General features: G+C 72.6%; 13 protein-coding genes. 7 read left to right on the forward strand and 6 right to left on the reverse strand.

What is annotated here, in order from left to right:
• Positions 1-5 precede the first annotated feature (5 nt).
• Positions 6-1,319 carry a hypothetical protein gene (locus ACSURM_RS06190; RefSeq protein ID WP_436953942.1) on the forward strand — a complete coding sequence of 438 codons (1,314 nt, stop codon included), beginning with the start codon at positions 6-8 and terminating at the stop codon, positions 1,317-1,319.
• Here the strand turns inward: ACSURM_RS06190 and ACSURM_RS06195 are convergent.
• From ACSURM_RS06195 to ACSURM_RS06215, 5 genes are all read right to left on the reverse strand, one after another.
• On the reverse strand, positions 1,296-3,674 hold the full coding sequence (locus ACSURM_RS06195; protein ID WP_436953943.1) for a hypothetical protein: 2,379 nt from the start codon (positions 3,672-3,674) through the stop codon (positions 1,296-1,298). The genes ACSURM_RS06190 and ACSURM_RS06195 overlap by 24 nt on opposite strands.
• A 248-nt stretch (positions 3,675-3,922) precedes the next feature.
• Complete coding sequence (locus tag ACSURM_RS06200) at positions 3,923-4,390, reverse strand: hypothetical protein (protein WP_436953944.1); 468 nt, start codon at positions 4,388-4,390, stop codon at positions 3,923-3,925.
• A gap of 143 nt (positions 4,391-4,533) precedes the next feature.
• Positions 4,534-5,037: a flavin reductase family protein gene (locus ACSURM_RS06205; protein WP_436953945.1), complete on the reverse strand. Its 504-nt coding sequence runs from the start codon at positions 5,035-5,037 to the stop codon at positions 4,534-4,536.
• Entirely contained in the window at positions 5,034-5,993 is a 960-nt protein-coding gene (locus tag ACSURM_RS06210) for a 3-hydroxyacyl-CoA dehydrogenase family protein (RefSeq protein ID WP_436953946.1), read from the reverse strand. Before ACSURM_RS06210 ends, ACSURM_RS06205 begins: the two co-directional genes overlap by 4 nt.
• Complete coding sequence (locus tag ACSURM_RS06215; protein WP_436953948.1) at positions 5,990-7,057, reverse strand: LLM class flavin-dependent oxidoreductase; 1,068 nt, start codon at positions 7,055-7,057, stop codon at positions 5,990-5,992. The genes ACSURM_RS06210 and ACSURM_RS06215 overlap by 4 nt, the downstream gene beginning before the upstream one ends.
• 162 nt (positions 7,058-7,219) lie before the next feature.
• Between ACSURM_RS06215 and ACSURM_RS06220 the strand changes: the two genes are divergently transcribed.
• From ACSURM_RS06220 to ACSURM_RS06245, 6 genes are all read left to right on the forward strand, one after another.
• Complete coding sequence (locus ACSURM_RS06220; protein ID WP_359051880.1) at positions 7,220-7,705, forward strand: MarR family winged helix-turn-helix transcriptional regulator; 486 nt, start codon at positions 7,220-7,222, stop codon at positions 7,703-7,705.
• A 5-nt stretch (positions 7,706-7,710) separates the two neighbouring features.
• Entirely contained in the window at positions 7,711-9,186 is a 1,476-nt protein-coding gene (locus ACSURM_RS06225) for an MFS transporter (RefSeq protein WP_436953949.1), read from the forward strand.
• Positions 9,187-9,214: 28 nt separating this feature from the next.
• Entirely contained in the window at positions 9,215-10,891 is a 1,677-nt protein-coding gene (locus tag ACSURM_RS06230; RefSeq protein WP_436953950.1) for a CocE/NonD family hydrolase, read from the forward strand.
• Positions 10,892-10,926: 35 nt separating this feature from the next.
• On the forward strand, positions 10,927-11,907 hold the full coding sequence (locus ACSURM_RS06235; protein WP_436953951.1) for a quinone oxidoreductase family protein: 981 nt from the start codon (positions 10,927-10,929) through the stop codon (positions 11,905-11,907).
• Positions 11,908-11,989: 82 nt separating this feature from the next.
• Entirely contained in the window at positions 11,990-12,898 is a 909-nt protein-coding gene (locus ACSURM_RS06240) for an NmrA family NAD(P)-binding protein (protein WP_436953952.1), read from the forward strand.
• 495 nt (positions 12,899-13,393) lie between these two features.
• Positions 13,394-14,407 carry a sensor histidine kinase gene (locus tag ACSURM_RS06245; protein ID WP_436953953.1) on the forward strand — a complete coding sequence of 338 codons (1,014 nt, stop codon included), beginning with the start codon at positions 13,394-13,396 and terminating at the stop codon, positions 14,405-14,407.
• A gap of 173 nt (positions 14,408-14,580) precedes the next feature.
• On the opposite strand, the gene ACSURM_RS06250 is transcribed toward ACSURM_RS06245, so the two are convergent.
• Positions 14,581-15,186 carry a response regulator transcription factor gene (locus ACSURM_RS06250; protein WP_388043016.1) on the reverse strand — a complete coding sequence of 202 codons (606 nt, stop codon included), beginning with the start codon at positions 15,184-15,186 and terminating at the stop codon, positions 14,581-14,583.
• Positions 15,187-15,263 lie beyond the last annotated feature (77 nt).

The following is a 15,263-nucleotide window of genomic DNA, read 5'->3' on the forward strand; positions in this document are numbered from 1 at the left end:
GGGTCGTGCCGGCCGCGATCGTGCTGTCCCATGAAGAGCAGCTGCGGCGGCTCGCGGACGGCTGCCCCGAGGCGGTTCCCCGCGCCGTCGTCGCCGGTGATCCGTGTCTCGACCAGCTCCGCGCCGGAATGTCCTTCCGGGCGGCGTACCGGCGCGCCCTCGGACTGCTGCCCGGCCAGCGGCTGGTGGTCGTCTCCTCGACCTGGGGCCGTGACTCGGTGCTCGGCGCGCCCGGGGCGGAGGTGCTGCGCCGGGCGCTCGCCGAACTCCCGGCCGACGAATTCCGCGTTCTCGCCGCCGTCCACCCCAATGCGTGGTACGGCCACGGGGCCTGGCAGATACGCCATTGGCTCGCCCCGCTGACCGAATCCGGAATGCTGCTCCCGGCACCGGAGACCGAGACCTGGAAAGCCGCTCTGTGCGCTGCCGATTTCCTCGTCGGCGACCACGGATCGCTCACCCTGTACGGCACCGCCCTGGGAATTCCGGGCGTTCTGGGTGCCTTCAACGATGCCGCCGTGGCCCCCGGCTCCCCCATGGACCGCCTCGGCCGGCTCCTCCCCCGCCTCTCCCGCGCCGTACCCCTGCTGCCCCAGCTGCTGCGCGCGGCGCGCACCCAGCCGGACGACCCGGAACTGGCCGCGCTCCGGCAGGGCGTGTCATCGGCGCCCGGCGAGTCGGCCCGGCGACTGCGCCGGCTGTTCTACACCTGGCTGAAGCTGCCGGAGCCCGCGCACCCGGCGGCCACCCGCGCGATACCCGTCCCCTCCCCCGGCCCCGCCGCGCCCCGGCTCCCCCATCTGTCGGCCGCCCTCGTCACCGCCACCACCACCGTCGGCGAAGCCGCCGGTGAGGATGCCGAGTCCGGCGACGGCGGCACGATCCGGGTCCAGCGCTTCCCCGCCTCGGCGCAGCGCGCCCAGAGCCGTCACCTCGCCGGCGCGCACCTCGCCGCCGACCCCGACGACCCCGATCCCCGCTGGCCGCGCTCCGCCGACGTGCTGCTGGTGCCCGCCGAGCGCGGGCTGCTCCCGGACGAGGTGAGCGGGTCCTCCCTCACCCGGCGCTTCCCGGGATGCGGTGCCGTGGCCGTCGAGGAGTCCGGTCACGGCTGTACGGCGCTGTTCGACGACGGCATCCGGCTCCGGGCCCGCTGGGCCGAGCGCCCGGCCTGGGCGTCGTTCGCCGTCGCGGCCTCGGCCGCGTACGCCTGGGTGCGGTCCGGCCCGGTCCCGCTCCGGCCCGGCGCCCGGGCGCGGGTGACCGTGCGGGCCGGTGACCATCCTGAGGCCGGGCTAGTCGAGTTCACCGTCCGCTGAGCGCACGGGGCTGTTGCCGAGGCGGCGCCGGGCCTCCTCCGCGCGCGGGCTGCGGGCCTGATCGAACAGCGTGCCGGCGGCGGCCCAGTCGGCGGCCGCCCGCCGCTCGTCCCCCAGCCGCCGGAGGACGTCGCCCCGCAGCAGGCGCGCCACCGCGAGGAAGTACCCGGAGCCGCCCTGCTCGATGGCGGCGGCCGCCTCGTCCAGCGCCCGCAGCGCCTCCTCGGGCCGGGCGCAGGCCAGCCGGTCCTGCGCGTACCGCAGCCAGGACTTGCCGACGTTGAGCGCGATGTCCGGTCCGTCCCCCAGCCGCCGGAACCGCTCGCGGGCCTCCCGCAGTGTCCGTTCGGCGTCGTCGTGGCGGCCCAGCGCGGTGTACGCGGCGCCCTTGTGGTAGGCGAGCAGGGCGCGTCCGCGCGGGTGGGCGAGGTCGCCGAGCGCCGTCTCGGCGTCGGCGAGGAGGTCGAGGGCCTGCCGCGGGCGGTCCAGTTTCAGTTCCAGCAGCCCGAGTGCCTCCAGCGCGCTGGACTCCGTACGGGCCTCGCCCTCGCCCCGGCCGGTGCCGTCGCCGCGCACCGACTCCCGTGCGGCGTCGAGGTGTTCACGGGCGCGGCGCGGGTCGTCCTCGGCGAGGCTCCACCGGTCCAGACGGGCGAAGCCCAGCTGGAAGTGCATGCGCGCCACCGCCAGCCGGTCGCCGTCGGCGCGGGCCGCGGCGAGGCCGGTCTCGTGGGACTCGATCCACTCGGCGTGGCTGCCGGTGCGCAGGCAGAAGGTCCACAGCGCCTGGCACAGCCGCCACGCCTCCTCGTACCGTCCGGTGGCGTGGGCGAGGCGGACGGCGGCGAGCAATCCGTCGCGGCGGCGGGCGAGTTCGCGTTCGGCGCGGGCCCCCTGCCCGGGGGTGCGCGGTACGTCCGGGTAGGCGTGTCCGGGGTCGTGGCGCCAGCGGGAGGACAGCGCGGCTTCGGCGGCCTCGGCCGTCTGCCGCAGATGGCGGACGAACCAGCCCGTCACGGCGTCGCGTTCGGCGTCGGTGTCCTCCCGCTCCGCGCGGGCCGCCGCGTGGTCGTGGACGAGGGGGTGCAGGCGGTAGGCGTCCACGCCGTCGCGCTCCAGCAGCCGTGCGGAGAGCAGTTCGTGCAGGCCGCGCCGGGCGGTGGCCGGTTCCCGGTCCGGGGTGAGCGCGTGCACGGTGTCCAGGTGGACGTCGGTCCGGGGCAGGGTGCCGAGGCGCCGGTAGAGGAGGGCGGCGTCGGCGCCGAGGCGTTCGTAGGCGAGGTCGAGGGCGCCGGGCAGGTCGTGGGTGTCGTCCACGGCGAGCAGTTCCCATCGGGTGGTCCGTTCGGCGAGCCGGGCGGTGATGTCCTCCAGGGTGCCCGGCACCGGTGTCCTGAGCTGCCCGGCGACCAGGCGCAGGGCCAGCGGCAGCCCGCCCAGGTGCCGGACGACGGGCCGCAGCCGGTCGGGGTGTTCGGTGCTGCGGCTGACCTTCAGCAGGAGTTCCAGGGCGTGTTCGTCCTTCAGCGGGGCGATCTCCACGGGTTCGAAGTCCAGCAGGGCGTCGAGCCCGAGCGGCACCCGCTGGCCGGTCATCAGGACGACGTGCCCTGCGGAGTCGGGGAGCAGGGGCTTGACCTCGGCGGGCCTGCCCACGTTCTCCAGGACCAGCACGGCCGGCCGGTCGCGCAGTTGCCGCCGTACCAGGGCCGCCTTCGCGTCGGTGTCGGCCGGGCGGTCCTCGCGGGCGACGCCGAGCTGGGCCAGCCAGCGTTCCAGGACGGCCGCCGGGTCGGCGGGGCGTCCGCGCTCGTCCCGGGCGAGGTCGGCCTGGAGCAGTTCGCCGGGCAGGTCGTCCCGGTGGGACTGGAGCCAGCGGCGCAGGGTGGTCCGCTTGCCGACGCCGGGCAGTCCGCACAGGAACATCGCGGTGGTCGCGCGTGCCTCGGTGCAGCGGGCCCAGTGGTCGTTCATCGCCTGGAAGACGGGGACGTGGTTGACGTAGTGCAGGATGTGGCCGAGCGCGACCGGGGCGGGGCTGCGCTCGATCGTCGCCGCGACCACTTCCCGCAGCCGGTTCCCGGACTCGGGGTGGGAGGCCAGGAGGTCGCGCAGGCGCTCGGCCCACGCTTCCTCGACGGCGACGGCCGTGTCCTCGTCGCCGGCGCGCCGGGCGTCCAGCAACTCCCGCCGGGTCCGCTCCAGTTCCTCCTCGGCCGCCGCCTCGTCCGCGGGCGCGCCCCGCCCGAGCAGCGTGGCGAAGCGTCTCCTGCCCCATCCCCACAGATCCTGGAGCGCCAGCGTCACCAGACTGCTCGCGCCCATACCTGCCAGGGCCAGGATCTCCGCTTCCACAGCACTCCCCACGTTCCGGTCGTTCCCCGCCCACCGTAGAGATCACCGGGCCCGGCGCACAGGCGATCCCACCGACGAGTGACGGAATCCGGCCATTGGCTGCCACGGTCGGCCCCCTGTGGCGATGACGTCCAGCGCACGCCACGTGAGCCGGACGGGCCTGAAAAGGGGGTGGGTCGGCGGTGAGGTCCGGAACGCAGCGAAGACCCCCGTGCCGGAGTGGCATGGGGGTCTTCGCCGGGCGAGGGTCAGACGCGGTTGGCCGTCAGGGTGACGGTGAACGTCTCGAGGAGGTTGCCCTGGGTGTCGTAGCGGCCCGAAGTGCCGGTCGAGGACCAGGTGTTGCCGTCGATGGTGCCGGTCTGGTCGGCCTTGATGTAGGAGACGACGGCGCCGGTGGAGTCGTAGATCGGGTGCTCCAGGTGGAAGGTGAACGAGGAGCCGTTCTGCTTCCAGGTGCCGGTGGCGAGGTACGCGTTGTTCTCCGGGATCATCTTCAGGGTGCCGTTGCCGTAGAAGAAGAAGTGCGGCTGGACCGGGTTGGAACCGGCGGTGCCGGAGCCCAGCCACTCGCCCGCCAGGCTGGCGTACGCCGCGTCGGCGGCGACCGGGGCGTCGGTGGTGGTGGCCGCCGACGCGGTGGCGGCGCCCAGGCCGGTCAGCGCGAGTACGGCGGTGGCGGCGACGACGCCGGCGCGGGTGGCGATGCTGCGCATGAGGTGCCCTCTTCCAGATGTGGTGTCGGTGGTGAGGTGATGCGTGAGACTGCTCAGGTGGTGCGTGGTGCGTGGTGCGAGAAGGAGTCTGTTTCGGCCTCCTAGAGCGGCGATCGAGAGCCGCTCGCGAGGCCGCTGTGGCGTCAGGGCGCCAGTTCCCGGAAGTCCCCGCCGAAGTAGAGCATCGGGTGCCCCTCGCCCTCCCCGGTGTGGGTGACCTCCGCGACGAGGATCATGTGGTCGCCCGCGGTGTGCCGCTGGCGGATCCGGCAGGCGAGCGTGGCCAGGGCGCCGCGTACCGCGGGTGTGCCGTTGGGCAGCGTCTCGAAGGCGCCGTCCGTGAACTTGTCGGCGCCCCGGGTGGCGAACCGTCGCGCGACGGCCGTCTGGTCGTGCGCGAGGATGCTGATCCCGCAGTCGGCGGCCCGGGTGAACGTGTCGTACGACGTGGCGGTTTCGGCCAGGCAGACGAGTACGAGCGGCGGCCGCAGCGACACCGAGCAGAAGGAGCTCGCGGTGAAGCCGTGCGGCGCCCCGAGCGCGTCGCGCGCGGTGACCACGACCACCCCGCTGGCGAACCGGGCCAGGGCCGCCCGGAAGCTGTCGGCGTCGACGCCCCGCACCGTTTCGGTGATGCCGCCGGTCACGGATCGGCCCTCCCGCTGTCCTCGCCGGCCCGCAGCGCGGCGAGCACGGCCCCTTGGCGCGCGTCCCGCGCGGCGGCCAGCCGCCGGTAGGCGTCGTCGCCCTGTCCGTACGCCCGCTCGGTCTGCGCGGCGAGCGTCCCCACGATGTCGTCGGTGAGCGCGGGCGTGCCCAGGTGCTCCCACTCGGCGGCCATCCGGCCCCCGACGGCGCCCAGCATGCGCCTGAGGCCCCCGGGGCCGCCGCCCAGGTGGAACGCCTGGAACGGCCCGACCGCCCCCCAGCGCAGTCCGATCGAGCCGGTCACCACGGCGTCGACCTCCTCGGCCGTGAGGTATCCCTCGGCCACCAGGTGCACGGCCTCCCGGAACAGGGCCGACTGCAGCCGGTTCGCGGGGGTGCCGGCCATGGGGCGGCGCAGCGCGACGGGCACCTTGCCCAGGGACCGGTAGAACGCGGCGGCCCGCTCGACGGCGTCGGGCCGGGTGCGGGTGCCCGGGACCAGCTCCACCAGCGGCATCAGATGGGCCGGGTTGAACGGGTGGCCGACCAGCAGCCCCGAAGGGTCGTCCATGGTGGCGCCCAGTTCGTCCGCGGACAGCGACGAGGACGACGACAGCAGCAGCACGTGGTCCGGAGCGGATCGCTCGGCCTCGGCGAACAGCTTCTGTTTCAGCGCGAGTTGCTCGCGGACGTTCTCCTGCACCAGGTCGGTGCCGGCGACCGCCTTGGCCACGTCCGGCTCGATCGTGAGCCGGTCCAGCAGCCGGGCCGGATCGGCGGGCGGCGAGGGCAGCGACGGGGCGAACAGCTCCACTGCCTCGCGCGCCGCCCGCTCGGCGTCGGTCCTGCGGGTGCTGAGCCGTACGTCGAGGCCGTGGGCGAGGAACAGCGTGGTCCAGGCCAGACCGATGGTGCCCGCACCGACCACGGTGACGGTGCGTACGGGCCCGGTCATCGGGCCGGCGTGGCGAAGTGCGGTGCCACCTGCCGCGCGAACAGCTCCGTCGAGCGCTTGGCGACCTCCACGGGCAGCAGCCCGGAGTGGATGGTCAGGCTGAGGGTGATGTCCGGGCCGAACCAGCCCTGGATGCGCTCGATCTGGGCGCGGATCTCGGCCGGCGACCCGGCCAGCAGCTTGTCCGCCTCCAGCTTCTTGTCGAAGTCGTAGGTGCGGGTGGCCTCGAGGATCCTCTCGTAGCCCGGGTAGGCGCTGCTGGAGACGCGCCCCCACGCGGAGACGGCCTCGGCCATGCGCTGGTTGTACGCCCCGTCGTCCTCGCGGGCCAGGCGGCGTGCCTCGTCGCCGTCCTCGGCGACGTAGGTGGGGTAGCTGAACTGCACGCGGCCCGGCCCCTCGTGGCCCGCCGCGGCGCGCGCCGCCCGGTAGGCGCCGAGCATCTCCTGGGCCTTCTCCACGGACGAGGTCGCGGGCACGAGCAGCAGGTGGTGGCCGGCGCGCCCGGCGGACTCGCAGGACTCGAGGCTCATGGCGGTGGCGACGTGGGTCGGCGGGTGCGGCCGCTGCAGCGGGCGCGGCTGAAGGGTGACCGGGCCGAACTTGTGGAAGCGTCCCTCCCAGACCACGTCCTCCTCGGTCCACAGGCGGCGGATCGCCTCCACGTTCTCCTCGAACAGGGCGCGGCTGTCGTCGATGGACACGCCGAAGGCCGCGAACTCGTCGGGCAGGAAGGCCCGTCCGAAGCCCACCTCCAGCCGGCCGTGCGAGAGGTTGTCCAGCATGGCGAGCTTGCCCGCGAGCTTGACGGGGTGGGTGAACGCGGGCAGCACGGTGCCGGTGATCAGCCGGATGCGGCGGGTGCGGGCGGCCGCGGCGGCCAGGAAGGTGACCGGGTCGGGGCTGTAACCGCCGTACCGGAAGAAGTAGTGCTCGACGATCTTCACGTGCTGGTAACCGAGCGCGTCGGCGTCCTCGGCCACGGACAGTGCCTCGTCGTAGTAGGTCGCGCCGTCCTTGTCGGCGGGACCCACGGTCGGGAAGAAGGTCACTCCGAATTCCACTGTGCACCTCGCGGGCTGATGTCGACTGCGGTACGGCGACGCTCGCAAGGCCGGCTCGCAGTCGGCTGGAGGCCGGATCGAGCAAGAACGCACTTGCCAGGGACCGGACCACCGAGTAATAGTTGGTTTGTCACAACCAACCGAGCGGGATCGGTGCCGGACATGGGACGCACGTCAGCCAATTCACCAGACGGACCGGACGAGCAGCGCGAGGCCTCCGGTGAGGTGGCGTCGGCCCTTGCCGTGGTGGGGAACTGGATGTTCTCCACGGCGGCGAGGCGCCGCATCATGGCGGCCTCCGGTCTCGAACTGTCCATCGGGGACTACACGCTGCTCGCCCAGATCTCCCAGCACGCACCCGTGCGGCTGTCGGTCCTCGCGGACCTGATGGAGGTCGACAAGTCCACGCTCACCCCGCCCGCCAAGCGGCTGGAGGCCCGCGGCTTCATCGTCCGCGAGCCCGACCCGGCGGACGCCCGCGCCCAGTTGGTGAGCGTCAGCCGGGCCGGCAAGCAGGCCGTCCGCAAGCTGTGGCAGGCCCGGGCCGCCATCGTGGCGGAGCTGATGGAGGACTGGAGCACCGCCGACATCAAGAGCCTGGCCACCCAACTGGCGGCCTTCGCCGAAGCGATCGAGAAGAAGGGGTAGGGACCGTGACCCACTTAGGGACCCAGGACGGCGCCGGCGGCGGTGCGGCCACCGCCGCCCCCGGCACCCCGCCGTCCCCGGGCCGCACCGCACCGCCCTGGGTGATCGTCACCCTCGCCTGCCTCGGCCAGTTCATGGTCCTGCTCGACGTGTCCATCGTGAACGTCGCGTTACCGTCCATCCAGAGCGGCCTCGGCTTCAGCGACACCGGCCTGCAATGGGTCGTCAACGCCTATACGCTCGCCTTCGCCGGCTTCCTCATGCTCGGCGGCCGGGCCGGTGACCTCCTCGGCCGCAAGCGCGTCTACATCGCCGGCATCGCCGTGTTCACCGCGGCGAGCCTGGTCGGCGGCCTCGCGGACAGCCCCGGCGTCCTGATCGTCGCCCGTGTCGTACAGGGCGTCGGCGCCGCCTTCCTGTCGCCGATCACCCTCGCCCTGCTCACCACCACCTTCCCCGAAGGCCCCAAACGGGCCTCCGCGCTGGGCCTGTGGAGCGCCGTGGCGGGCGGCGCCGGCGCGGTCGGCTCCATCGCCGGCGGGCTGCTCACCGGCTATCTGTCCTGGCGCTGGATCCTCCTGGTCAACATCCCGATCGGCATCGCGCTCATCGCGGGCTGCATGCGCTACCTCGACCACCGGCGAAGCGAGGGACCGCGCCGGCTCGACATCCTGGGCGCCGCCACCGTCACCCTCGCCCTCCTCGCCCTCGTCTACGGCATCGTCAACACCGCCTCGTACGGGTGGACTTCACTCGAAGTACTGCCACCGCTGATCATCGGCCTGGTGCTGCTCGCGCTGTTCTGCTTCGTCGAGGAGCGCGTCGCCAAGGTTCCGCTGATACGGCTCGGCCTGCTGCGCGCCCGCTCGGTGGCCGGCGGCAATCTGGTGGGGCTGATGATGAACGCCGCGTTCCTGTCGATGTGGTACTTCGTCTCGCTGTACCTGCAGAACGTGCGCGGCTACAGCCCCATCCAGGCCGGACTGGCCTTCCTGCCGCACACCCTGATGGTGATGACCGGGGCGCGGCTCAGCTCCCGGCTCATCTCCCGGGCGGGCACCCGTCCGCTCATCCTGGCCGGTGCCCTCAGCGCGCTCGCCGGCTTCGTGTGGCAGTCCCAGCTCGGTCCGCACAGCGACTTCGTCCTGATGGTCGTGCTGCCCGGCATGCTGATGGCGCTCGGTGTCGGACTGGTCTTCACCCCCGTCGCCGCGGCGGCCACCTCCGGGGTCGCGCCCGCCGACGCCGGAGTGGTCTCCGGACTGCTCAACACCTCACGCCAGATCGGCGGCGCCCTCGGCCTCGCCATCCTCACCACCATCGCGACGAGCCGTATCCAGTCGCTCTCCGGTGACACTCAGCCCACCCCGGACAACCTGGTCTCCGGCTACGGCCTGGCCTTCCTGGTGGCCGCGGCCTTCGTGGTCCTCGGCGCGGCGTCGGCACTCGTCCTGCCACGCGTCGCCAAGAACCGCTCCTGACGGCCGACCTTCCTACAAGGAGACCTCGTTGAGCAGCGACAAGCCCCAACTGACCTACCCTCACCTGTACTTCCGCGAGCCCAACCCGCTCGCCGACGGGAACTACCCGGGATTCGCGCCGGGGTCGCGCGTCGCCGACGGGATGCGCATCGACCGTGACGTCGAGATCCCGGTCCGTGACGGCAGCGTCCTGTACGCCGACGTGCACCGGCCCGCCGACCCCGGCGCGGCAGCGCTGCCCGTGCTGATCTCCTGGGGCCCCTACGGCAAGCACGGCGGCCGCAGCACCGCCCCCAGCCGCAGCGCCGCCAGCGGCGTCGACCCGTCCTGGGTCTCCCCGTACGCGGCGATCGAGGCCCCGGACCCGCTGTTCTGGTGCCGCCACGGCTACGCGGTGATCTACATCGACCCGCGCGGCACCTGGAGCACCCCCGGCGACTACACCCTCGCCTCGGAGCAGGAGGCGCAGGACTTCCACGACGCGATCGAGTGGGCCGGCACCCGTGACTGGTCCAACGGCAAGGTCGGCCTGTCCGGTGTCTCGTACCTGAGCATCGCCCAGTGGCGGGTGGCCGCCACCCGGCCGCCGCACCTGGCCGCCATCAACCCGTGGGAGGGCCTGACCGACTTCTACCGGGACATCGCCTACCACGGCGGCATCCCGGAGACCGGCTTCATGGAGGTGTTCGCCCGGCACAGCCTCGGCTACTCCTCCACCCGCGTCGAGGACCTGGAGCGCCTCGCCCCCGAGCACCCCTTCGACGACGCGTACTGGGACGCCAAGCGAGCGGTCCTGGAGAACGTCGAGGTGCCCGCGTACGTGGTCGCCAGCTGGTCCAACCAGGGCCTGCACGGCCGCGGCACCCTGGAGGGCTTCAAGCGCATCTCCTCGGCCGACAAGTGGCTGGAGGTGCACGGCCGCAAGACCTGGGAGTACTACTACCGGCCCGAGAACGTCGCCAGCCAGCTGAAGTTCTTCGACTGGGCGCTCAAGGGCGAGGACAACGGCTGGACCGACCGGCCGAAGGTGCTCACCGAGGTGCGCGAACGGGCCAACGCCGGCTACGTGGCGCGGGAGCGGGAGTGGCCCATCGCCCGCACCGAGTACGTGCCGCTGCACCTGGACGCGGCCACGGGCACCCTGGCCGACAAGCCGCCGCTGGCCGAGGCCGAGGTGAGCTACCCGGTCCAGGACGGCGACGGGGTCGGCGGGACCCGCTTCAGCTACCGGTTCACCGAGCGGACCAGGCTCACCGGCCACGCCAAGCTGCGGCTGTGGCTGGAGGCGAGGGGCTCCGACGACGCCGACGTCTTCGTCGCGCTGCGCAAGAAGGACGCCACGGGCCAGGAGGTGCCGTTCCCGTTCTTCGCGCTGTACGACAACGGCCCCGTCGCCCTCGGCTGGCTGCGGGCCAGCCACCGGGCCCTGGACGAACAGCGCTCCACGCCGTGGCAGCCCTGGCACCGGCACGACCGCGAGGAACTCCTCGAACCGGGCGTCCCGGTCGCCCTCGACATCGAGATCTGGCCCTCGTCGACGCTCTTCGAACCGGGCGAAAGCCTCGAGGTCGTCGTCCAGGCGGGCGATGTGGTCACCGGCGTACTGCCCGGGCACCGCGTCACCCGCAACGCCGGCGACCACGTCATCCGCACCGGCGGCCGGTTCGACAGCCATCTGCTCGTCCCCGTCGTCGCGGACGAGTAATCCGTACACGATCCACCAAGAAGGAGTGAGGACAGGTGCGTGCCGTCCTGCTGAAAGATTTCGGTCCTCCGGACCGGCTGACCGTGGCCGAGGTGCCCGACCCGCGCCCCGCCCGGGGCGAGGTGACGATCCGGGTGGCCGCCGTCGGCATCCAGTTCCTGGAGACCCAGGTCCGCTCCGGCATGATGCGCGGGGCCCTGGGCGGCGCGCCCCTGCCCGTGATCCTCGGCAAGGAGATCGCGGGCGAGGTCATCGAGGCCGGGGCGGGGGTCGACCCGGCGCTCGTCGGCAGCCGGGTGCTCGCCACGACCGGCGGCGTCGGCGGCTACGCCGAACTCGCCACCGCGCCCGCCGACGAGCTCGTCCCGGTGCCCGACGGGCTGGACTTCCGCGACGCCGTCGCGCTCTACCGCTACGGTGCCACCGCCCGCGGCCTGATCGACGCCGCACGCGTCGGCTCGGGCGACCGGGTCCTGGTGCAGGCCGCCGCCGGCGCCGTCGGTACGATCCTCGTCCAGCTGCTCAAGCGGGCCGGCGCGACGGTGATCGGCACGGCCCGCGGCGCCGCCAAGCTCGGCCTCGTCAAGGAGCTGGGCGCCGACCACGTCATCGACTACTCGCTGCCTGGCTGGACCGAGCAGGTGCGCCAGGCCGCCGGGGGCGCCGTCGAGGTCGTCTACGACCACGTCGGCGGCGAACTCGGGCGCGAGTCCTTCTCGTTGCTCGCCCCCGGCGCCGGCCGCCAGATCGTGTTCGGCTTCTCCAGCGGGCAGCCGCTCGACGTGAAGCCCATGGAGCTGTTCGGCCGCGGCCTGACCCTGACCGGCTTCAGCGCGGGTCTCATCTGGAACCGGCCCGCGTTCGCCCGCGAGCTGGTCACCGACGTGCTCGGCCTGGCGGTCGCCGGCGAGATCAAGCCGGTCATCGGCCAGAGCTACCCGCTGGAGCGGGCGGCCGAGGCGCATGCCGCCGTGGAGGCGCGCAGCACCATCGGCAAGACCCTGCTCATCCCCTGAACCACCTTCCGCAGCACGCACCTTGCGCACAATCGTCCGGGCCGGCCGAGGCCCGGGACTTACCGAGGAGAACGACAACACCATGACCACCGCATCCAAGATCTTCGTGGCCGGCGCCACCGGCCTGCTGGGCGGCCAGATCGTCAGCAACCTGCTGGACAAGGGTGCCTCCGTGCGCGCGCTGGTCCGGCCGGGCACCGACGGTGACAAGAAGGCCGCCCTCACCGCGCTCCAGGCCCGCGGCCTGGAGCTCGTCGAGGGTGACATCACCGACCCGGTGGAGAAGCTGGCCGCCGCGATCGGCGACGCCACCACCGTGGTCTCGGCGATCCAGGGCGGCCCGGACCTGATCATCGACGGGCAGGTGAACCTGGTGCGCGCCGCCGAGCAGGCCGGTGCCCGCCGCTTCATCCCGTCCGACTTCGCGATCGACATCACCAAGCTGGACGACGAGGACAACGTCATGATCGGCTGGCGCCGGCAGGCCGCCGCCGCGTACGGCGACACCAGCCTCGACGTGATCTCCGTCCTCAACGGCGCGTTCTACGAGGTCATGATCGGCTTCATGGGCCTGGTCGACTGGGAGGCGGGTACCGTCTCCCACTTCGGCGACCCCGACCAGCCGCTCGACATGACCTCGGTCCCGGACACCGCCGCCTTCACCGCCGCGGTCGCCCTCGACCCGGAGGCCAAGGGCACCCAGCGGTTCGCCGGTGAGGTGCTGTCGATGCGCCAGTTCCACCAGACCCTGGAGCAGGCCACCGGCCGCACCCTGACCCTGAAGAACCTCGGCACCGCCGACGAACTGCGCGCCGAGATCAACCGGCGGGCCGCCGCCACCCAGAACCCGTTCGAGTACGTGGGTCTGCAGTACCAGTGGTGCATGGTGACGGGCAAGGGCAAGTTCGACACCCTTGACAACGCCAAGTACCCGCAGGTGAAGCCTCGTTCGCTGGAGGACTTCGTCCGGGAGGCCGCGCCCAAGGCGTGATCCGGGCACCGCCGGTACGACGTGACCGGTGCGGCGGTCGTCGCCGTACCGGCGGTCACCGGGGCGGCGGCCTGCCGCGGCGGTGGGGAATCCCCCGCTCACCGCCGCGGTTCGCCGCCGCCCCGGTTCCTCGTGTCCACGCCCGGACGGAGACAGCACATCCGGACCGGACAATACCGGCGAGTCGGTTTGGTAAGGGGACGCGCCTCCCGTCCCCACGACCGGCGATCCGGTGGCCTGTTCCTCCGGCAATTGCGCCGACGTTCGCCCTGACGTCCTCGAAAGGTGGTGTGGTGGGCGGCGGGGTGAGGTCAGGTGACCGTTGACGAACCGTGAGACCGGTTTGTAATTTCGTGACCTGCCTCTACAAAAAATACAGGAGGTCCGGATGGTTATGCACGATCTCTACGGTTTGACCACCTGTAGCCGGGGGCTGTCCCCCAGCGCCGCGATGTGTATCGGCCACCCCGTCCGAGCCGTATTAGGCAGGACCAGGTGATCTCTCACATCGCGCGCAGGAAATGTGCGAGACAACTGGTCCCGGCGGTGATCGTCGCGGTGCCGGCCACGGGGGCGGCCATGGTGGCCGACGCCGCCCTGTGGGGCGGCCACGGAGTCTTGCGGGGCCTGGTCGCCCTGCTGACCGTAATGATGTACGCGGGCCTGCCCGGCCTGTTGGTCATGGATGCCTCGTCCTGCAGACCGCGCCGCCGCCTGTGCGGTTCCCTGGCTCTGCTGCCCGCGCTCGCGGTGACTCCGTTCCTGGTGCTCATGCCGGGCGCGCTGAGCTATCCCGTCCTGGCCGTGGTCGTATCGGTGGTGGCACTCGACTGCCGGCGCCGCATCCGGGGGATGCTCTGGGCCCAGCAGCGCAGAATGGTCGAGGAACGGAAACGGACCCTGCGCGAGAGCCGTCAGCTGAGACGCGACGTGCACGACGTGCTCGGCTACAGCCTGTCGGCCATCACGGTCAAGGCGGAACTCGTCGACCGGTACCTGGTGGAGAACGACGCGCGGGTCAGGGACGAGGTGGCCGAACTGCTGGCCCTGTCCCGCAGGACGCTCGCCGAGATGCGCTCCTTCTCCTCGGCCGCGCGGCGGCTGTCCCTCGGCGTCGAACTCGCCTCCGTGCGCCGGGTTCTGGCGGCGGCCGGCGTGGAGACCGTGGTCTACGGCGACGCCTCGGAGGTGCACGACCCGGCGCTGGGTGCGGCGCTCTCGCTCGTGCTGCGCGAGGGCGCGACCAACATCCTGCGCCACAGCCATGCCGGCCTCTGCCGGATCACCCTGAGCAGCGATGACGACACCGTCGTGCTACGGCTCTCCAACGACGGCCACATGGGCGAGATCGAGGGCGGTGAGCCCCTGGGCACCGGCCTGGCGAGCCTCTCCTCCCGGCTCACCGCGTTCGACGGCACGCTGACCTGGACGCACGAGAGGGGCTGGTTCCATCTGACCGCCACCGCCCCGCAGTCCGTCGCGTCGTACGGAACGTACGCGGCGACCTGAGCGGTGCCGTCCGCGCCCGCGCGTCACCCGAAGTCATGCCGAGGCGCCCGGAACACCGGGCCCCGGCAGGGCTTCGGCCGTGGCGGGCTACGACGTTCTTGGCGTGGTGAGCCGGACGGGTCGCGGCGGGTTACAGCGTTCTCGCCGCGGCGAGTCGGTTCGGCCGCGGTGGGCTACAGCCAGCCCGCCTGTTCGGCGATGCGCACGGCGTCCAGCCGGTTGCGCGCGTGCAGTTTGGTGACCGAGGACGCGAGGTAGTTGCGGACGGTCCCGGTCGACAGGTGCATACGGCGGGCTATCTCGGCGGGGTCGGCGCCGGTGGCCGCCTGACGCAGCACCTCCGTCTCCCGCGGGGTCAGCGGGCTGACGTCGCTCTCCCAGGAGGCCAGGGCGAGTTCGGGATCGATGACGCGGCCGCCGGCCGCGATCCGTCGGATGGCCGTGGCCAGTTCTTTCGGGGGCGCTTCCTTGAGCAGGTAACCGCTCACACCAGCGGCCATCGCCCGTTGCAGGGCCCCGGGCCGGCCCAGCGCCGTCAGGACCAGTGTGCGACACTGCGGTAACTGCTCGTGCAGGGCCGCGGCGGCGCTCAGTCCGTCCAGTCCCGGCAGGTCGATGTCCACCACGAGGACATCGGGGCGGTGCTCCAGCGCCGTCGGCACGACGGCGTCCCCCCGGCCCACTTCGGCCACGACCTCGATGCCGCGCTCGCCTGCCAGCAGGGCCACGAGGGCACCACGGATCATCTCCATGTCCTCGGCCAACATGACGCGTATCACGTTCCGCCCCCCACCTCAGGGCAGTCGGCCCCTGAGTAACTTGATCATACACAGCGCTTGTTCCGGACAAGTAAACG

Origin of the sequence: Streptomyces sp. SudanB182_2057, from assembly GCF_964272715.1 — a bacterium.
Taxonomy (GTDB): domain Bacteria; phylum Actinomycetota; class Actinomycetes; order Streptomycetales; family Streptomycetaceae; genus Streptomyces; species Streptomyces rubradiris.

Bases quoted from the DNA above. Each gene is read 5' to 3' on its own strand.
- ACSURM_RS06200 (WP_436953944.1), bottom strand. From the start codon at position 4,390: ATGCGCAGCATCGCCACCCGCGCCGGCGTCGTCGCCGCCACCGCCGTA.
- ACSURM_RS06240 (WP_436953952.1), top strand. From the start codon at position 11,990: ATGACCACCGCATCCAAGATCTTCGTGGCCGGCGCCACCGGCCTGCTG.
- ACSURM_RS06220 (WP_359051880.1), top strand. From the start codon at position 7,220: ATGGGACGCACGTCAGCCAATTCACCAGACGGACCGGACGAGCAGCGC.
- ACSURM_RS06210 (WP_436953946.1), bottom strand. From the start codon at position 5,993: ATGACCGGGCCCGTACGCACCGTCACCGTGGTCGGTGCGGGCACCATC.